Genomic DNA, 18,497 nt, shown 5'->3' with positions numbered 1-18,497 from the left:
AATGCTCCTTCTTCGCGACGGCTCCGTCAATGGCCGCCGCCCTTTAACATCTTTACCGCATGAGGCAGCAGGCCGGCCGCCGCTTCAAACGATTCTTCCGCGCCTTTCGGCGATCCCGGCAGATTGATTATCAGGCTTTTTTTTCTTATGCCGGCAATACCTCTTGATAAAACGCTTGTTTTTGTTTTTTTGAAGCCGGCCATTCGTATAAGTTCCGGAATACCGGGAGCGTTTCGCTCAAGCACCGCCGCTGTCGCTTCGGGAGTGATGTCTTCGGGGCCGAAGCCGGTGCCGCCTGTTGTCAGAACAATATCCGCTTTCAGTTTGTCCGCGTAAAATTTCAGCTTACGCATTATCCGGGCTTTGCTGTCATCAACAATATCATACGCAATCACGGTGAAACCCTTATTTTTGCACAGTTTACAAAGCACGGGCCCGCTTGTGTCTTTTCTTGTTCCGGCAAAAGAGCCGGTGGACACCGTCAGCACGGCAGCAGTTATTTTCTCAGCCATTTCCCGCTCTTCCCTCCGCTTTTTGAAAGCAGCATTATTTCCGAAATCACCATGGATTTATCCGCGGGTTTCAGCATATCATAAAGAGTCAGAAGCGTGACGGCCGTCCCAGTCAAAGCCTCCATTTCAACGCCGGTGAAGCTTTTGGTTTTTACGGTCGTGATCACTTCAACAGCGTTTTTTCTGATTTTGAAATCTATTTCGCAGTGCGTGATTCCCAAATTGTGACACAACGGTATCAGAAATTGCGTCTGCTTTACGGCGTTTATTCCCGCTGTTTTTGACACGGCAAAAATATCGCCTTTCGGCGTTTTTTTCGATTTTATCAGGGCCATAGTCTTGTCTTTTATCAGAATTTTCCCGACAGCCCGCGCGGTGCGTTTTGTAATTTTCTTTTCCGTGCCATCCATCATTCTTAAATTGCCTTTTTCGGACCAATACGAAAGTGCGGTATTCATTTATCCTCCCATTTGAGCTATCGGCTCCATTCCCCGGCGGACATCGGGAAATTTGCCCTTCTTTTTAATAATCGCGTAAATAAAATCATTTATCCCGCAGGGCGTGCCGTCTTTTAAAATATTACGCATATTAAAACTGTTCTCATCAAAAAGACAGAGTTTCACATCGCCGTTCGCTTTAATCCGGATTTTGCCGCACCTGTCGCAGAAAGGCTCGGTCATGGAAGAAATAAATCCGACACGTTTATCCGAGTTATTCATCTTGTGATATCTGGCGGCACCGCCGGGCTCGTTAAAACTTTCCTCTTCAATAATTCCCGTCTCTATGAGATTTTTTTTAAGGGGCCGCAGCGGAGCAAAATCAAGATTATCGTTCAAAAAATCCATTTTCTCTATAAACCTGACATCGGCTTCAAATTGCGCGGCGAATTTTATAAAATCCAGCACTTCGTCATCATTAAAATTTTTTACCAGCACAACATTCAGTTTTTTGTTTTTTACACGGAGCTTTCTGAAATTTTCAAGAAAAGTTTCAAGCCGGCCGCCGCGCGTTATAAATCTGTATTTTTCGGGTTCCAGCGAATCACAGCTCACATTGATTGAGGCAATTTTAAGTTTGTTTATTCTGCCTATGTCGAGAAAAGGCGCGGTAAGATTTGTCGTTATGTGAAAAGGGAAATCCAGCTTTTCAAAAAAATCCATAACGCCATTGCGCACAAACGGCTCACCTCCCGTAAACCGGAATTTTTCCACGCCGAGAGTTCTGAAAATTTCTATCATCTTCAGAATTTCCTCGTATGTCAGAATCTCGCCATGTCTTAAATTTTTTATTCCTTCCTGTCCCATACAATAGCGGCAGCGGAGATTGCACCTGTCTGTCAGCGAAATCCTGAGGTAGTTAATTTTTCTTCCCTGTGAATCTGTCATGACTTTCCAAAGGGGCAATCGGGAAAAACGCAGATTCTGCATTGAAGGCAGAGGCCGCTGTAACCCCTGCTTAAAATATTTTCCCTTGTTATCTCAACATCGGCCAGCGCCAGCGGAAGAAAAAGGTCAAAGACTGTCCTCTTATAGAAAAGCGCGCATGCGGGAATCCCCAGGACCGGGATTTTTCCGATATAGGCCGCCAGAAACATGTTTCCGGGAAGAACAGGGGCTCCGTAAGAAATAATTTTCGCTCCCGCCTGTTTTATTGCATGACGCGTCACATCATCAGGATCAACAGACATGCCGCCTGTGAGTATAATCAAATTACATTTCTTTTTCGCCTCAAGGACCGCTTCTTTTATCAGTTTTTTATCATCAGTGACAATTTTGAAAAAATTAACAGAGCTCCCGTAATCCTCCAATTTTTTTTCTATCACCGGCCTGAATTTATCTTTTATTCTGCCTTTCGCGACTTCCGAACCGGTGACAATAATGGCGCATTTTTTCTTTTTAAACGGCGCGATGTTCAGCAGCCCGGGTGACGGCCCTGCACCGCCGGAGGCAGCCTGTGCCGACACGGCTTTTAAAACCTTTTCCACATTATTCTTCTTCGTCGCCAGAGGAACAATTCTTATTCCCGCCACTGTCTCTCCGCTTTTAACCGGAACAAAAGAGTGCCGTGTCGACAAAACCACATCTTTGACGGCGTTGATTCTGTCAACACTATTTCTGTCAACGACAAAAAGACCGCTTTTACCGGCGAAAAAATTTATTTTACCTTCTGAAGGCCCGATTGTTCTGACGTTCTTTCCGGCAAGATCTCTGAATTTTTTCGCCGCGTCGTCTTCGTGATATTCGTCCTTTGAAATTTCCAGAGTCCATATTTTTTCTTTTCCTATTTTTAACAAAGCCGGAATATCTTCTTTTTTTATCATCTGCCCTTTCTTAAACGCGGGCCCCTTGAATTTTCCGGGGACTATCGCAGTTATATCGTGCGGAAGCATCTTTCCAACGGAATTTTCAACCCTTATTTTTCTTTTTTTCAAACTTGTCTCCTGTCCTGTTAATTTGCATTTCTATGCTCATTCTAATGAAATTATAAGCCGCCGTCAACAATAAAGCCATATCGCTATTTATCCCTGAAAACGTTTATTCCCTTCTGCCAGATTCCCATTCTCACCTTTTTTCCATTAGAAAGTTTGTGCCGCTGATAAATATAAGATGGGAATTTCAATTCAAAATTCAAAGCTGATTCAACTTTTATAATGCAGGAGTCACTTAAAAAGTGAGACGCTTTTATCTCTCCCTCAAAAATATTGTCTTTTAATTCGTCTCTGACCGCAAAAGTTTCTTTCATAATTTTTATATCCTGCGCTCTTATGGAAAATTTTACATTTTCTCCTTTGATGAAATTTTTGTCGTTAAAAGCCGCGATTTTAAAATTTGCGCCCCCTATTATTATTCTTTCACCGTCCAGTCCGGCGATTTTCCCTGAATAAATGTTCCTGATTCCGAGGTATTGCGCCACTTCCGCCGACGCGGGTTTTGAAAAAATATCCTCTTTTTCGCCCTGCTGAACAATTTCACCGTTGATTAAAATACCCATCGTTCCGGCAAGAACAGCGGCCTCATCAAGATTGTGAGTTATATGAATCACCGGAATTTTAAGAGCGCTCAGAAAATCTTTCATTTCAAACCATAAATTAGTTTTAAGGCCTGTATCGATTGACGAAAAAGGCTCGTCAAGAATAAGGATTTCCGGATCGGCCAGCAACGCCCTTCCGAGAGCCGCCCTCTGCTTTTCGCCGCCCGAAAGATTTACGGCTGTTCTTTCAAGGATTCCGTCTATACCAAGCGTTTTTACAACATAATCTAATCTGCCTTTGATATCTTTCATGTCTTTTTTTTGCATCCGGGGCGCAAAAAGAAGATTTTCACGGATATTCATATTCGGAAAAAGAGCGAAATCCTGAGGCAGATAACCTATTTTTCTTTTTTCCGGGGGGAGTTCCGTTATATCCGCTCCGTTCAGGAAAATTTTTCCTCCGGAATTCCGGCGCAGTCCGCAGACGCACTTGGCAAGAGTTGTTTTTCCGGATCCCGTGGGCCCCAAAAGAACAAAATACCCGCCTCTTTCCACTTTCAGCGTCACCGCTTTAAGCAGGAAATCACCTGCTTTGTAATAAAGGTTTTCTATTTTCAGCATATTCTTTTATAAGAAAAAGCGTTCCCAGAGAAACAATCAGCGAAATCAAGGTAAAAACGCATGCGCCTCGGACATCTGCGCTTGAGAAATTCAGATAAATAGCGATCGGGAGCGTTTCCGTCTTCATTGTCGTTGCCCCCGCAAGCATTACCCCCGCTCCGAATTCTCCTATCGCGCGCGCAAAGGCAAGAAAAAAGGCGGCGATTATTCCTTTTTTTGAAAGAGGCAGGAGCACCTTAAAAAAGGCCTGAATTTTTGTCGCCCCGAGAGTTCTTGCTATCTCCTCGTATTCGGGCCCAACAGAATTGAAGACCATTTTAATGACATTTACCGCAATGCCGAAAACGACAACCCCCTGCGCTAAAACAAGGCCGGGCACTTCATAAACAACGCCGAAAAAATGACTTTCAAAAAATTCGCCGAGCGGCGTTTTGAAAAACATCAGAAGCATTGCTCCCAGCGCGACGGGCGGCGTGACAACGGGAATAAACAAAAGCGTTTCGACGGCGTTTTTCAGAGGGAATTTATGACGCGAAAGAATGTAAGCGACAGGAATTGAAATTAAAGCGGCAAGAGCCGAAGAAGAAAAGGCCGTGATGAGGGTGAGTTTCACCGCGAAGAAAATCTCATTTTTTGAAATAGTTCCCACAGAAGAACTTGTTTGCATCTGAATAATTGTTGAAATTATGAGCGCCGCGAAAAAGGCTATCGTCAGAACAAAAATAAGCCGGAAAAAAAACAGCAGGAATTTATCACGCCAGCCGCCTTCGCTCCAGAACTTTTTGATCCCTCTCATTTTCCTATTATTCTGAAATATTTGTCCGGAAGTTTATAGCATCCTCCGATTTTCGCTTCAGCGGCGAATTTCATCGCTTCGCCCTCATCCGAAATATAACCCCATTTTTTGAAGATTTTCTTCCCTTCTGCGGAGAGAACATAATTAATGAATTTGTCCGCGAGGCGCCTGTTTTTTACAAAACTTCCCACGGCAATCGCGTTATAGGAAAGACGGGGAATTCTTTCGCCCGGGATTTCTATGAGCTCAACTTCTTCCGGATTCCACGCCTTGAAAACCCGCCAGCCGAGAATCGCGTCCACTTTTCCGAGAACAGCAAGGTTTGCCGTTGACGCGCAGCCTTTGGCAAATACCACGGTGTTAGGCATGACTTTTTCAAGTAAATTGTTGTAGTCAAGAAGCTCGACGCAATAAAGGCCGAGACAGACGGTTTCGGGATTGCCTATTCCGAATCTCACGCCTTTTTTCGCCAGGTCCTCAAGACATGTTATATTTTTCGGATTTCCCTTTGGCGTTATAATCGCCGGAACAAGATACGTGCCTCTTCTTGAAGTTCCTTTCACAAGGAGCCCTTTCTCCTCGCCGATTATGACATAATCTGGCGAGCCGCACAGATAAACGTCACCCCTTTTCGTGATTTCCATCTGAGAAAGAAGATTTCCCGAACCGCTGTAAATTACGTTGACTTCAACTCCCGTTTCTTTTTCAAAATTTGCTACGATTTCATCCATCGGCACTTTTACCGCGGCTCCGCAGAAAAAATCCAGTTCCGGCAGCTCTTTTTTACCGCAGGCGCTGAAACCCAAACCAACAACTAAAACCAAACCCAGTATCCTGAACTTTTTCATAAAAACCATCCCTTATCGCATTTATATGTACATCATAATGCAAGCAAGGAGGGTTGTCAAGCCCGCCGCGACATCAGAGCGCAAAACATAATCGCGGACAGTGGATGGTATCCGTCAGGATTGTAACTGCGCCGGGCCGCGCCGACATCGCATGGAGGGTGAAAGCAAAATACGCGACGAATCAGTTCAGGCGATAAGAAGAGGCTGTGAGTTTTTTTGTTTAGCCAGTTTTTGCTGTTCCCCAAGAATGCCTTTTTCATAGGCAAGCGACAGCTCATCCGGCGTTGAAGCGCTTCTTGAAAGGAGCGCGGCGGCTTCTTGAAATCCGCATTCCATTCTGAGAAAATTGGCTTTCTGGAGATCGCAGTAGAATATTCCCCGGGGATCCGAAAATTCTTTGAATATTTTACGCACGTCACCGTTCATTTTAACGGCTGCTGACTTATGATCGAGGAACCAAAGCGTTTGCGACAGGCCCCACATGGAATAAGCCATATTCCAGCGGTCATTTATTTTTGCATATATGGAAACGGCTTTCTTATAAAGTTTCTCCGATTTTTTGAGATCTTTTTTCATTCTCGCGGCACTGCCGAGGCCGCAGGATGAATAGGCTATGCCGAATTTTTCCTTTCTCCGGGAAAAAATTTTGTTTGCCAAAAAATAGCTTTTGGCTGAAAGGGCATAGTCGCCCAGAAGCCGGGCCGTTCCTCCTATGCCGCAGAAGACATAGGCCTTCGCGGACTGACCCTTTGTCAGCGGCAGGGCTTTCTGAAAATAGTGGAAACCCTTTTTGGGGTTTCCACCGTAGCGTTCTATACCCCCGCGAGTCCAGTGCGCGAAGCCCAATCCCTCAGAATCCTTTTTTCTTTTGTATATGGAAGCGGCACGGCTGATTTGCTTCCGCGCTGTTTTAAAATCGCACAGCATCCTGTAAAGAATGGCCTCTTCGCAGAGACTGTCGGCATCGCCCGGAACGGGCTTGAGATAGTGAAGCGCTTTCGCCGGATCGCCCATCATACGGTATATCCACACAAGCAGTTTACCCGAGCGCGCGGTCGCCTTTTTATGCGCCAGAAGAGCTTTCCTGAGAGCGCGGGCATAATCGCCGGAAAAAATAAATTTTTCCGCCTGAGCGCACAAATCGATTTTCTTAAGCGCCATATATTTACCACCTTTGATTTTTGCTTTTAATTTCTTATCATAACATTGAATCGGCAGAAACGGAAATATAAATGCGAAAAAAATCCAGAAAAAATAAAGCTCCGGGGCGTGATGAACATCGCACAGGGCCCGCACGATCGCGGCCTGCCTCGGTATCCCGGAACATAGACAGTAACAGCGTAACACGCTTTAACAGACCTCTGACCTCGTATGCGGCAGCCGGCGGCGTAATACTTATTTTCCTGGCGCTCTTTTCGGCGAAACTCAGTATTTTCGACAAGGGCTGCAATATTGACGCCGGGGAATTCGGACTTTTCAGAGTCGAAGAGGCCACCCGCTACAGATACGCTAAACTGGTTTCCGAAGGCAAAAATATACCTGACCTCGACCATCGCATACAGTATCCCGAGGGCCTCAATGTCAAAAAACATTTCACCACACTTTCGCAAAGAGTCTTAGGCCTCACTCACAGGATTTTCCATTTCAAGACGCCTTTTCACAAATTCGTTGTTTATTTTATGTTCCTCTACTCCTCTCTTTCTGTCATAGCTTTGTATAAATCAGCTCGGCTCCTCGGCGGCGGAAGGATAATGGCTTTGGCGGCCTGCGCTTTTTATGCAGGGAGTTTCGCGTCAAGCTCCAGGACGATAGCCGGAGGACTCGTTGAGGAAGATTTTGCCCTGCCCCTGATGTTTTTCGCCCTGCTCTTTGTCATGAAAGCTCTCAAAAGCCGAAAGCGCGCGTACCCTATAGCCGCCGGAGCTCTCCTGGCGGGAGCCGTCAGCGCCTGGCATGTGAGCCAGTTCTTTTATCTAATCCTCACGGCCATATTATGTTTTATATACATCTGCCGAAATGAGGAACGGGACAATATTTTTAATCTCCTCGCGCCGGTTGTAGCCATTCTCACGGTGGCCGGCATAATCGTCCCCGTCCTCAGGGGAGGTTATTTTCTTCTCTCATTCAGCCAGCTCCTGGGATACGCTTTTATCCTCCTGCATCTGACAGGTCTAAAATTCCGCGGACTTATGAAAAACATTTTTTCGGTGACAACCGTCTTTCTGATACTGTCCGGGCTACTTTTCGCGGTTTCACGGCCGCTGCTCAAAGAACACGCAAAAAATTACGGCCATGTTTACACGCTCATGTTCAACAAAATACGCTATCTCGGCAACAAACCCACTTTTGAGGCCGAGGTGAAAAAACTGCCCTTTGACACAAAAGTCCTCTGGCAATCTTCTTTCGTCAGCCCCGGTATGCAATTCACAAAGGAAATTTTTCTCATCGCTTTTATTTTCGCCCTTCCCGGATTATTCGCCGGAGCCCTTAAAATAATAAAAGAAAAAGACAGCGGAGTATTTATTTCCATGGCGGCCCTGGCGGGATTCTTCATCCTTTTTCTCCTGGTAAAACGCCTTTATGTTTTTGTCATATATTTTCTGTGTATACTGCTGCCGCTTGTAACCGCCTTCCTGAAAAAAAGAAAATATTATTTCGCCGCCGGCGCGATTTTTTTCGCGGGCTCGGCCATGCAGTGGGACGCGGCCTACCTGAAACTTAAAAATGTGCCCCGGAGGATAAACACTTACAAGCAGGACCTGATAAAACACATGAATGAAAAGCTCCCCCCCGGGAGCGTTCTTCTCTGCAACATAGGCATAGCGCCCGAGATCGTCCAGAATTCATCCTTCTCAACCGTCCTCCACAATCACTATGAAGAGAAAAATATACGCGATAAAACGGAGGAATTCTATAAGCGGATGTACGGCTCCGAAAAAGATCTCTACGGCTTCGCGAAACAATACGGCGCAGAATATCTGATCTATCACTGGGAGTTCCTCTTTGATAAATCCGTGAACTCCATGCGCTATCAAGTGGACGCCATGAATCTCTTCAAAACCTGCGCCGCCTACAGACTGCATTTCGATGAAAAGAACCTGGAATATTTCACCCTGACCTATCAGAACGACTATTACCGGCTCTTTGAAATACATTCCGCCCCGGAGGATTTTCACCGTAAGGCGGCCCCTGCAGAACTTGAATACGTGCCTTTCTTCAACAGCCTTGTTTTTGAACCACAGGATAAAATACTCTATATGGAGGATATGCGTGAAAAAGGCCCTCTATTCGACGACGAATACGCCCGGGGCAAAATGGATGCGGTGTGGTCGCTGCCTCAGCTCAAAAACCGGGCGGACGCGGCCATCGCTTCGGGTAATTTTGAGGAAGCCGAAAAAATATATCTGAAAATGCTTGAAACGGATCCTTATTACAGCAGAACCAGAATAATCATCAGCGATTTTTATATGCGGTCCGGCCGGTATTCAAAAGCCGTGCCGCACACGCTCTGGCTCGTTCAAAATTATCCGTCAGCGCAAAGTTATTATTATCTGACAGAATCATTGCGGGCGAGCGGTTATGAAAAAGAGGCGCGCGACGCCGCGGAAGAGGCGCGAAAACTTTTTCCGGAAGATCCCAACTTCAAACAGTAACGCGGTATTGGGGACGGTTCCTAATAGTAAACCTTACGCCCTGTAAGCGGCTATAAGTTCTTTGACTGAGTTTTCTATCGTCTCAAATCCGCCGGACTCGATGAGCTCTTTGCTGAATATACTGCCGCCGAAAGCCGCCCCTGATGCGCCGGATGAAAAAAACTCTTTTATGTTTCCCGCGTTCACGCCTCCGCAGGCAAGCAGTTCTATATCATTGAACGGGCCCTTGATCTCTTTGAAGTAAGAGGGTCCGAAAAATTTCGCGGGGAAGACCTTCACCATTGCCGCTCCGGCAAGCCAGGCCTGATGTATCTCCTGCGGCGTCAGCGCCCCGGGGAACACGGGAACATTCTTTTTAACACACAGCCCGGCGACTTCTTTCACAAGTGTAGGCATGACAATGAATTCCGCGCCGGAATCCAGCGCTTCTTTCAGCTCGTCTGCGCCCAGCACCGTTCCCGCGCCGAGCATAAGATTTTTACCTGCTGTTTTTTTTATTATTTTCAGGACTTCGCCCGCCTTTTCGGTATTCATCGTCACCTCAAGCGTTCTCAGCCCCGAAGAAACAACACAATCGGCAAACGCGGCGGCTTTATCCAGCGGAAGGCCCCTGATGATCCCCATCAAGGGAAGCTCTCTGAATTTTTTTATGTCCAAAAGTTGCGCTCAATCCATCTCGAGGTCCACAAGACTCTCGTAGAATGCTCTGTAATTTTCTTTAGCGTCGCTGTTTCTCAGAGCCATGGCCGCCTTGGGATGCTGATTCATCATTCCGGCAATGGCGTAAGGTATGATGTAACCCCACTCTATCTTATCCCTCAGCGGGATAAATTCCTTTGATATCAGGTCCAGCAAAGGCCTTATGTTGAATTTGGGATTTTTAAGAAATCCGATGAGCAGCTCAAGGGGGCAGTTGCCGGCCGCGCGGCCTATTCCGTAGACGGTGCTGTCGAGAAAATTCGCGTTATGTATTATGGCTTCTATGGTGTTTCCGAAAGCGAGCTGCTGATTATTATGGCCGTGGAATCCCACCTCTTTACCTTTAAGATAAGTCTGGTATTTTTTAACAAGGTACTCCACCTGTTCCTGATAGAGCGCTCCGAAACTGTCAACGATATACACAGCTATCACCTTGCTCTCCGCCTGTATCTGCCGCAGGGCTTCATCCAGCTCCGGTCCCTGATCGCGCGATATCGCCATTATATTTATTGTGGTTTCATAACCTTTATCCGCGAAATCATTCGCGAGAAAGATCGCCTTGTCTATGTCTTTGACGTACGAGGCCACCCTGACCATGTCCACCGGGCTTTCAGAAGCGGGCTTCACCTCTTCCATATCCACCCGTCCGACATCAACCATAACGGATATTTTCGACTTTGATTCAATTCCCGCAGTCACCCTTTTGATATCGTCATCGCCGCAGAATTTCCACGGGCCGTACTCCTTTGACGAAAAAAGTTTGCGGGAATTCTTATATCCCAGCTCTATATAATCAGCCCCTGCTTCCGAGAGAGACTTATAGACAGCCCGCACAAAATCAAAACTGAAATTGTGCTTGTTTATAAGCCCGCCGTCCCTTATCGTGCAGTCAAAAACTTTTATCTCCGGCCTGAACATTATTCACCTCTACCGGGGGCGACAAGAAAAAAAGCCAGTGACCCCACTATGGGAAAACCAAGTATCAGCAACGCCCAGAGAAAACGCGGGATCTCGTCCAATTTCGCATGCCCCAGTCTGATCAGAGACATCACTATGAAACAAACCGCGCCTATAACCACCGCCAAAATCACCAACATCCCCAGAATACCGGGCCCTGCGCACATACCGACCTCCTTAAACCGGTTCCTCCGGTTATTCAATGTTTATAACAAAATTATGTCTTTTCTTCAAAAAATTATGGGGTATTTTATTTTGCTTTTGAATTAAATCTGAAGAATCCTGACAGTCTTGAAAAAAAACCTTTGCTCTCTTCCGGCCTCGCATGAAGAAGGTCAATCGTCCTCTGTGATGTGCGGACGGCCATGGTTCCCCGTATCCTGTTTTTGAGCTGCGGGTTCTTTTCCACAATAGCGCTGAAATCATTTTTCAAAAGCACAAACAGCTCGGCCCTGCTATCGGCGATCGCCGTTGCGTTTCTCGGTTCACCGGAAACCAGCGCGCTCTCGCCGAAATAACTGCCGGGCTTAAGTTTAGTGATGAGCTGTTCGTTTTTATCTTCGCGGGATGCCCATACGGAAACCGTTCCTTTGTAAACAATATAAAAACAATCCCCCGGAGCCCCCTGCCTGCAGATAACGCTTTTCCCGGCGAAGCTTTTTTTAAAAATGCTTTCGGCCAATTTATCCATTTCGCCGAAGGTCAGCACAGATAAAAAATTGATTTTCTTCAGCGTCTCATAAAGCCATTTGCGCTCGGGCGCGCTTAAAGGCATTAACATGCCCTTCTCCTTTTCATGATTCATCCCGCCCGTGCAGTTTTCTCATGGCTTTGCGCTGCGCGCGATCGGCGACAGTCTCTGTCACGGAATACATCACCGGCACCACAAAAAGCGTGAGAATGGTAGATGCCATCAGGCCGAATGCCACCGCCGCTCCGAGAGGCGCCCGCATCTCCGCGCCCTGGGAAGTTGTAAAGGCCATAGGCAGTATTCCCATTATGGTCGTCAGGGCTGTGATGAGGATGGGCCTGAGCCTCGCTGAGGCCGCCTGGATAATAGCCTCGTGTTTTTCCATACCCTGTTTCCGCAAGCGGTTCACATAATCAACAAGCACTATGCCGTTATTCACCACTATGCCTCCGAGTATTATAACGCCCATCATCGCGGGAACTGAAAAGGACATCCCCATAACAATAAGCCCCATTATGACGCCGATGATGGACATAGGGATGGAGAACATTATCACAAAGGGCTGTGTCAGAGATTCAAACTGTGCCGCCATTATCATATAGATCAATATCGCGGCGGCCAGAAACGCCAGCATAAGATCGATCATGGTCTCCGCCATCTGCTTGTAGGTACCGCCGTATTCCAGGAAATAACCCTTGGCCATGGGAAAATCAGCAAGGCGGACCTTTATATCAGCAACAACCTGGCCGATAGAACGGTTGGCGACATTGGCCCCGATAGTGATTTTTCTCAAACGGTTTTCCCTGTCGATCTTGAGAGGCCCGACACCTTCTTTTAATTGCGCGACGTCTTTCAAATATATGGTTTGCCCGGCCGGGGCAGGCAGAATGATATTCGCTATGTCTTCCGGACTATCGCGGTCTTCTTCGCTGAATCTTATCCTCACATCGGTCTCTTCGCCGTATGCCCTGTATTTGGTGGCGACCTTTCCCAAAAGCGCGGTTTGCACCGTCTTTCCTATCTGAGAGACTCTCATGCCGAAATGAGCCGCCCGGTCACGGTCGACAAGCACCTGTATCTCCGGCTTGCCCTCTTTAAGCGAGACGGTCACATCCCTCAGTCCCGGCACATCCTTGATCCTCTCGGCAATTCCTTTAGCGTATCTTTCCATCTCATCCAGATCCCGGCCGAAGAGTTTGAGCTCAACGGGCGTCTGAGACATACTCCCCGACATCTGACTCCCCATGTCCGAAAATTTATATGTCACGCCCTCAACCGGGGGAAACTTCTCTCTCAGCTCATCGGATATTTCGAATACCGTCCTCTTCCTCTTTTCAAGATCCACCATGCGCGACATTATCATCCCCTCATTGACATCCGCGGGCATCGTTCCCATGGCCGCGTCGGTGTCTCCGTAAGAACTGCGGCCTATCATCGTCAGCACATACATTTTTTCCGGCACATTCATAAAATCTTCAGCGATCTGCTCAACGACCCGGCTGGTCTCATCAAGGTCTGTGCCGACAGGAAAAGAGGTCATCATCATCACTATGGGCGTATCGGCCTGAGGCATGAATTCAAGGCCGGTTATCATGAGTCCGAAAAGGCTCAGAAAAAAAACTCCGAGGGCTGAAAATATGACGAGCTTTTTTCTCTTCAGGGCGAGAGCCAGCAGAGCGATGTAGCGCTGTTTGAATTTTTCGAATTTTCTTTTTTCCAGTTCGGCGGGTGCTATCTTTTTTCTTTTTTTGAAAAGAACAGAGGCCACCATCGGCACGATCGTCAGCGCGACCAGAAGAGACGATAAAAGCCCGGCGCAGACCGTCATCGCAAGCGGCCTTGATATCTGGCCCGCGAAGCCCTTTGATAGAACCATCGGCAGGAAAACCGCTATTGTCGTCAGGGTTGATGTGGTGATGGCCATCCCAACCTCCGTGGCGCCCTGCGCGGCGGCCCGCGGCCTTTCTTCGCCAGCCTCAAGCTTCCTGAATATGTTCTCTATGACGACAACAGCGTTATCAACGAGCATTCCCACCACAAGAGCGAAACCGGCGAGCGTAAAAATATTGAATGTGTAACCCATGAGATAAAGTCCGATAAAGGTCGTTATTATGGAAATAGGTATGGCTAAAAATATCCCGAATGTGGGGCGCCAGTTCCTGAGAAAAGCATAAAGGAAAAAAACGGCCAGCACACCGCCCACCAAAGCGTTTAACAGCGTGTTTTTCAGTATTTTCTTTATTATGTGCGCCTGGTCCATCACGGGGAAGAATTCTATGTCTGCCGGCATTGTCTCTTTCATCTCATCCAGCGCCTTTTTAACGCGGTCGACGGTCAGCACGGTGTTGGCGCCGGACTGCTTGGATATCATCATCAGAACAGCCTCTTTACCGTTAAGCCTGGTTATGTCGCGCTGCTCTTTATATGAATCCCTGACTTCGGCTATGTCCTTGAGGTAGATCGGCACATCGCCTGTCTTCCTTATAATGGTATTTTCCAGATCGGATATCTTTTTGTATTCGCCAAGGGTCCTCACAAAATATTCCGTATATTTTTCCGTCACCTGTCCCGCTGAAACATTGATATTATCCGCGGCCAGGGCCGAGGCGATCTCATCCATGGAAATCCCGTAAGCGTTGAGTTTGAACCTGTTTATGAGCACATTGATCTCGCGCTCGCGTCCGCCGAAGACCATGGCGCTTGCCACTCCGTCAAGCCTCTCCAGTTTCGGCACCACGCTGTCTTTTATATATTCCCTCAGCTCCATCGTATCTTTGAGTCCGATAATTCCGAAGAAAACAACAGGCATCTGCGACATATCAAATTTCAGCACCGCTGAGCTGTCGGCATCGCTGGGGATCATCATCCTCATCATGTCTATGCTTTCCCGCGCGTCCTGAGCCGCGAAATCAAGATTGGTGCCCCACTCAAACTCTATCATCACCACCGAAGATCCCTCGAGTGAGGTTGAATATATATTCTTCATCCCCTTGAGTGAGCCGCAGGCCTCTTCTATGGGCTTTGTCAGCAGATTCTCTATATCTTCCGGCGCCACGCCCTCATATCTTGTCACGACGCTGATCATGGGAAATTCCATGTCCGGCATCAGATCCAGGCCGAGGCTGAAAAAAGACACAACACCGCCCAAAACTATTATCAGCATGAGCATCGTTATGGTGACGCGTCTTTTGACGGAAAATTCAGGTATTGTCATATTATTCTACCACGATCACTTTTGTGCCGTCGGAAAGACCGTAATTCCCTTCAAGTATCACGGATTCGCCCTCCGCCAGGCCCTCGCGGATCTCAATCAAATTCTCATCCGCGATGCCCGTGAGCACTTCCCTTGATTCCGCCCGGCCATCCTTAACGATGCTCACAAATTGTTTTTCCTCGACTGAACGCACCGCCTTTTTGGGCAGCGTTAAAATACCGGAACGACGGCCTATCACTATCTCCACCCTCGCGAAAGTGCCGGGCTTCAGAAGATGGTCGCTATTGGGTATCGTCACTTCGGCTTTGATCTTTCTCGTGGCCGGATTCGCCGCCGGAGCGACTAGACTAATCGCGCCTTCAAAGCGGCGGCCTTCGTAAGCATCCGTATACGCCCTCACCTTCTGTCCCTCCCGCACTTTGACAGCGTCGGTAGGGTTCAGATAAACAATTATTTTGACCCTGTCCATGTCGGCGACAACCGCAATGGGTTCGCCGGGGGACGGAAAAACAGCGTCGCCCAGATCAGGATAGAACATTGTCAGTATTCCCTTGATGGGAGAGACAACCTCCGCGCGGCTGAAATCAAGGGCTGTTTCGTCTCTGTCAATCAGAGCTATCACTTCACCTGAGCGCAGACGGTCGCCTTCCTTCTTCTTCTTGTCAATGAGTTTGCCGGTGACCTTCGCGAAAACTTTCACTTCTTTCTCGCCGTGTATATCACCCGTGAGGGATAAAATCTCTTCTATGCCGCCCTTGGCAGCGGCCGCCAGTTTCACCCGTGTGGACTGCTCCTTGCTGCCGGACTTTCCCTTGTCTGCGCCGCAGGATATCAGTGACAAAACCATAATGCCTGACAAAGCCAAAAGAATTTTATTTTTCATTTTCATCTCCATACTGCCCCGTGGCTTTTTTTAGTTCCGCGTCGGCTATGTTCCAGTCAAAGAGGGCTGTGTAATACTGCACCTGCGCCTGCGTAAAAGCAAGCTGGGTGTCCCTCAATTCAAGGTCTGAAACAAGGCCGCGGCCGTAGCGTTTCTCTATGATAGCGAGATTCTCTTTCGCCGCCTTAACATTCTCTTCCTGGGCCCGTATCCTCTCCGAAGCGTTCTGTCTGTTCAGAAAGGCCCGCTCAACTTCCAGCTTGACGCTGCTCCTCAAAAGGCTCTCGCCCATCGCCATCTGATTAAAGCGGGATTTGGCGGCTTTGACCTGGCCGAAACTCGAGAATCCGCTGAAGAGAGGAAAGGTGAGGGCGCAGGAAACATTCCATGTGCTGTCCCAGTCATCGACAAAATTGTAGGGTTTCGTGTATTCATAGTTTCCTATGAGAGCGAGACTCGGCCGGTGTTCGGAGCGGGCGAGCTTCACAAGGCTCTCACCCATTTTTGTCCGGGTTGCGGCGCTCAAAAGTTCCGGCCTGGAGCTGAAAGCCGTTTCAATATATTCATAGAGTGACCGTCCGGTGTCGGGAGAAGCGGAAAGCTCGCCGCTGATATCCCTGCCCGCCGCTGTCGGATCATTGATGATGTTTATCAGTGATTTTCCCGCAAGGGTCAGCTCATTTTCAGCTTTTATCAGGTTGGTCCGGCTGTTTACCGTCTGCACCTTGACACGGGAAACATCAAGGCCGGATACTTTGCCCGCGTTGTAAAGCGCCTGCGTCACCTCGTAATGCCTTTCCATGACGGAAAGAGTTTCGGCGGCAATATTCTTCAAATGCCTTGCCAGCAGGACCGAATAAAAAGCCGTCTTAACATTGGAGTACAGTTCATTCCGCGCCTGACGGTAACTTTCTTCCGCGATATCTTCCCCATAACGGGCCTGCCTGTAGCCCTGTAAGATCCTGCCCCATGTGAAAAGAGACTGCGTCAGTGTCAGTTTGCCCGAATAATTATCCTCGCTACCCATTTCAAAACCCAGGATGGACGGCACTTCGGGTATCTTGGTGTATGCGCCGGAAAGCCTGATGTCGGGCATAAAAGCCCCGCGCGCCTGCCGCTTCAGGCCGGAGGCCGCAATGACCTCTTCCGAGGCGATCTTTATCATATCACTCTCGCGCGAGGCTATATCAAGACAGTTTTCAAGAGTAAGTCCCTGCTCTGCCCCACCCGCACCGGAGCTTATCGTATCCGCCGAGGCAACATTGCAGGCAACGGCTAAAGAAAAGACAAATGCTTTAATGCGGCGGGCCTTCACGCTCCCACCCCTTTAAGGAATATTTTAAGCACCTTGTCGGTGTTGCCGGCGATAGAGCGCTTTGAAAATTCGTGTATCCTCATCCCCGCGTAGGCGTGGATTATCTGTATGAGCAGCACCGCGCCTTCTATCGGCGGCATCTTCTCTATTTTATTTTCGGCTATGCCCTCTTTGACCGCCATGCCTATCGCTTCCACTATTTTAAAATAACGCTTTAAGATCATTTTTTTCTTCGCTTTGCCGAGAAGATTGCCCATGGCGGAATTTTCCATCCCGAGCGTCCTGAAGATCTTGTGGTTTTTCTCGTAAAAACTCAGATCGGCCTTTACAAAGGCCCTCAGTTTCGCGATGGCCCCGCCTTTTGTCCGCAGCGAGGAACTGACAAGCTCCTCGCCCTCTTTCAGAAAACTTTCAACGAGGGTGCTGATCATATCCTCTTTCGTTTTGAAATAAAGGTAGAGAGTTCCCTTGGCCACACCCGCTTTTTTCGCGATGGCCTCGGATGTGATGTTTTTGACGCCTTTTTCAATGATGACTTTTTTCAAGGCCTCTATTATTATCCCGCTTTTCGGCATTCTCTCTCCTTCGCCGGCCACAGCGCTAATCAAATGACTGACCGGTCAGTCATAAATTGTAAAACAAACGAAGCCTTTTGTCAACATTCGTCATCAACGCGGTTTTAGCAGGGAGCTAAATCAGCTGATTTTCTTTGTGTTTTAAGGCTATCGCTTCTGCCAGTTTGTCCAGAGCGGTAAAATCATCTTTCTGCGGCAGGCCCTTGCAGAGCACGGGCGGAATAAGCTCAACTTTTAAATTCGGTATCAGTCCCGCGATCTGCTCGACCGCCTTGCTGGCCCATCCGTATGAACCGATGACCGAGGCAAACTTCAGTTTGGGGCGCAGAGCATTGGCCAGATGGGCGGCGTAAAAAACAAGGGGATGCGGCCCCACATGAACGGTCGGAGTCCCGATCACTATTGTCGCGGCGTCAACAAGAGCAATCGCGAGTTTCCCTATATCGGTAACAGCCAGATCGAACTGATCCACGGAAACACCCCTCGCGGCCAGACCGCTGACAAGATATTCGACCATCTTGGCCGTGCTCCCGTGCATTGACACATATGGTATCACCACCCTGTTTTTAGGCGGGGATCCGGTCCAGTCGGCATAGGCGTCAAGTATGAACCCCGGCTCATCGTAGATAGGCCCGTGACTTGGCGCGATCAGCTTTAAGTCCCTTTCCATGACCTTCGCGAGATTTTTCCCTACAATATTACGAAAGGGCATCATGATCTCGGCATAATAGCGCTTGGCCGCTTCGTAAACGCGGGCCTTATC

Annotated in this window: 17 protein-coding genes; 1 reads left to right on the top strand and 16 read right to left on the bottom strand. The window is 48.1% G+C overall.

From position 1 onward, the window contains the following. Positions 1 to 26 precede the first annotated feature (26 nt). From FP827_08445 to FP827_08410, 8 genes are all read right to left on the bottom strand, one after another. A complete protein-coding gene (locus FP827_08445) occupies positions 27 to 512 on the bottom strand; it encodes a MogA/MoaB family molybdenum cofactor biosynthesis protein (GenBank protein MBA3053092.1) in 486 nt (161 codons plus the stop codon). Next, positions 497 to 970, bottom strand: coding sequence for a cyclic pyranopterin monophosphate synthase MoaC (gene moaC / locus FP827_08440; GenBank protein ID MBA3053091.1), 474 nt, complete (start codon positions 968 to 970; stop codon positions 497 to 499). Before moaC ends, FP827_08445 begins: the two co-directional genes overlap by 16 nt. Further along, complete coding sequence (locus FP827_08435; protein MBA3053090.1) at positions 971 to 1,939, bottom strand: radical SAM protein; 969 nt, start codon at positions 1,937 to 1,939, stop codon at positions 971 to 973. After that, positions 1,894 to 2,943, bottom strand: a complete 1,050-nt coding sequence (locus FP827_08430) for a molybdopterin-binding protein (protein ID MBA3053089.1) — start codon at positions 2,941 to 2,943, stop codon at positions 1,894 to 1,896. The genes FP827_08435 and FP827_08430 overlap by 46 nt, the downstream gene beginning before the upstream one ends. A gap of 83 nt (positions 2,944 to 3,026) precedes the next feature. Continuing rightward, the gene (locus FP827_08425) at positions 3,027 to 4,103 is read right to left on the bottom strand and encodes an ATP-binding cassette domain-containing protein (protein MBA3053088.1); all 1,077 of its coding nucleotides are present in this window, start codon (positions 4,101 to 4,103) and stop codon (positions 3,027 to 3,029) included. After that, positions 4,066 to 4,899 carry an ABC transporter permease subunit gene (locus tag FP827_08420; GenBank protein MBA3053087.1) on the bottom strand — a complete coding sequence of 278 codons (834 nt, stop codon included), beginning with the start codon at positions 4,897 to 4,899 and terminating at the stop codon, positions 4,066 to 4,068. The genes FP827_08425 and FP827_08420 overlap by 38 nt, the downstream gene beginning before the upstream one ends. Continuing rightward, a complete protein-coding gene (modA, locus tag FP827_08415; GenBank protein MBA3053086.1) occupies positions 4,896 to 5,747 on the bottom strand; it encodes a molybdate ABC transporter substrate-binding protein in 852 nt (283 codons plus the stop codon). Before modA ends, FP827_08420 begins: the two co-directional genes overlap by 4 nt. A 186-nt stretch (positions 5,748 to 5,933) precedes the next feature. Beyond that, positions 5,934 to 6,908, bottom strand: a complete 975-nt coding sequence (locus tag FP827_08410) for a hypothetical protein (GenBank protein ID MBA3053085.1) — start codon at positions 6,906 to 6,908, stop codon at positions 5,934 to 5,936. Positions 6,909 to 6,979: 71 nt separating this feature from the next. Here FP827_08410 and FP827_08405 point away from each other — a divergent pair, with 71 nt between their 5' ends. Continuing rightward, on the top strand, positions 6,980 to 9,400 hold the full coding sequence (locus FP827_08405) for a hypothetical protein (protein MBA3053084.1): 2,421 nt from the start codon (positions 6,980 to 6,982) through the stop codon (positions 9,398 to 9,400). Positions 9,401 to 9,433: 33 nt separating this feature from the next. Here FP827_08405 and FP827_08400 read toward each other — a convergent pair whose 3' ends face one another. From FP827_08400 to FP827_08365, 8 genes are all read right to left on the bottom strand, one after another. Continuing rightward, positions 9,434 to 10,057, bottom strand: coding sequence for a bifunctional 4-hydroxy-2-oxoglutarate aldolase/2-dehydro-3-deoxy-phosphogluconate aldolase (locus FP827_08400; GenBank protein MBA3053083.1), 624 nt, complete (start codon positions 10,055 to 10,057; stop codon positions 9,434 to 9,436). A gap of 9 nt (positions 10,058 to 10,066) precedes the next feature. Then, positions 10,067 to 11,017, bottom strand: a complete 951-nt coding sequence (locus tag FP827_08395) for a nucleoid-structuring protein H-NS (protein ID MBA3053082.1) — start codon at positions 11,015 to 11,017, stop codon at positions 10,067 to 10,069. Beyond that, positions 11,017 to 11,223, bottom strand: coding sequence for a hypothetical protein (locus FP827_08390; protein ID MBA3053081.1), 207 nt, complete (start codon positions 11,221 to 11,223; stop codon positions 11,017 to 11,019). The genes FP827_08395 and FP827_08390 overlap by 1 nt, the downstream gene beginning before the upstream one ends. 83 nt (positions 11,224 to 11,306) lie before the next feature. Continuing rightward, complete coding sequence (locus FP827_08385; GenBank protein MBA3053080.1) at positions 11,307 to 11,861, bottom strand: cyclic nucleotide-binding domain-containing protein; 555 nt, start codon at positions 11,859 to 11,861, stop codon at positions 11,307 to 11,309. Then, the gene (locus FP827_08380) at positions 11,851 to 14,961 is read right to left on the bottom strand and encodes an efflux RND transporter permease subunit (GenBank protein MBA3053079.1); all 3,111 of its coding nucleotides are present in this window, start codon (positions 14,959 to 14,961) and stop codon (positions 11,851 to 11,853) included. The genes FP827_08385 and FP827_08380 overlap by 11 nt, the downstream gene beginning before the upstream one ends. Before the next feature lies 1 nt (position 14,962). After that, a complete protein-coding gene (locus FP827_08375; GenBank protein ID MBA3053078.1) occupies positions 14,963 to 15,856 on the bottom strand; it encodes an efflux RND transporter periplasmic adaptor subunit in 894 nt (297 codons plus the stop codon). Then, positions 15,834 to 17,159: a TolC family protein gene (locus FP827_08370; GenBank protein MBA3053077.1), complete on the bottom strand. Its 1,326-nt coding sequence runs from the start codon at positions 17,157 to 17,159 to the stop codon at positions 15,834 to 15,836. The genes FP827_08375 and FP827_08370 overlap by 23 nt, the downstream gene beginning before the upstream one ends. Then, positions 17,156 to 17,734 carry a TetR/AcrR family transcriptional regulator gene (locus FP827_08365; protein MBA3053076.1) on the bottom strand — a complete coding sequence of 193 codons (579 nt, stop codon included), beginning with the start codon at positions 17,732 to 17,734 and terminating at the stop codon, positions 17,156 to 17,158. The genes FP827_08370 and FP827_08365 overlap by 4 nt, the downstream gene beginning before the upstream one ends. Between the last annotated feature and the right edge of the window lie 763 nt (positions 17,735 to 18,497).

Source organism: Candidatus Omnitrophota bacterium, from assembly GCA_013791745.1.
In the GTDB taxonomy this organism is placed as follows: Bacteria; CG03; CG03; order CG03; family CG03; genus CG03.
The sequence above is the reverse complement of the archived record's forward strand: the minus strand, read 5'-3'. Positions and strand labels throughout refer to the sequence as shown.

Bases quoted from the DNA above. Each gene is read 5' to 3' on its own strand.
- FP827_08445 (MBA3053092.1), bottom strand. From the start codon at position 512: ATGGCTGAGAAAATAACTGCTGCCGTGCTGACGGTGTCCACCGGCTCT.
- moaC (MBA3053091.1), bottom strand. From the start codon at position 970: ATGAATACCGCACTTTCGTATTGGTCCGAAAAAGGCAATTTAAGAATG.
- FP827_08435 (MBA3053090.1), bottom strand. From the start codon at position 1,939: ATGCAGAATCTGCGTTTTTCCCGATTGCCCCTTTGGAAAGTCATGACA.
- FP827_08425 (MBA3053088.1), bottom strand. From the start codon at position 4,103: ATGCTGAAAATAGAAAACCTTTATTACAAAGCAGGTGATTTCCTGCTT.
- FP827_08420 (MBA3053087.1), bottom strand. From the start codon at position 4,899: ATGAGAGGGATCAAAAAGTTCTGGAGCGAAGGCGGCTGGCGTGATAAA.
- modA (MBA3053086.1), bottom strand. From the start codon at position 5,747: ATGAAAAAGTTCAGGATACTGGGTTTGGTTTTAGTTGTTGGTTTGGGT.
- FP827_08410 (MBA3053085.1), bottom strand. From the start codon at position 6,908: ATGGCGCTTAAGAAAATCGATTTGTGCGCTCAGGCGGAAAAATTTATT.
- FP827_08405 (MBA3053084.1), top strand. From the start codon at position 6,980: ATGCGAAAAAAATCCAGAAAAAATAAAGCTCCGGGGCGTGATGAACAT.
- FP827_08395 (MBA3053082.1), bottom strand. From the start codon at position 11,017: ATGTTCAGGCCGGAGATAAAAGTTTTTGACTGCACGATAAGGGACGGC.
- FP827_08390 (MBA3053081.1), bottom strand. From the start codon at position 11,223: ATGTGCGCAGGGCCCGGTATTCTGGGGATGTTGGTGATTTTGGCGGTG.
- FP827_08385 (MBA3053080.1), bottom strand. From the start codon at position 11,861: ATGAATCATGAAAAGGAGAAGGGCATGTTAATGCCTTTAAGCGCGCCC.
- FP827_08380 (MBA3053079.1), bottom strand. From the start codon at position 14,961: ATGACAATACCTGAATTTTCCGTCAAAAGACGCGTCACCATAACGATG.
- FP827_08375 (MBA3053078.1), bottom strand. From the start codon at position 15,856: ATGGAGATGAAAATGAAAAATAAAATTCTTTTGGCTTTGTCAGGCATT.
- FP827_08365 (MBA3053076.1), bottom strand. From the start codon at position 17,734: ATGCCGAAAAGCGGGATAATAATAGAGGCCTTGAAAAAAGTCATCATT.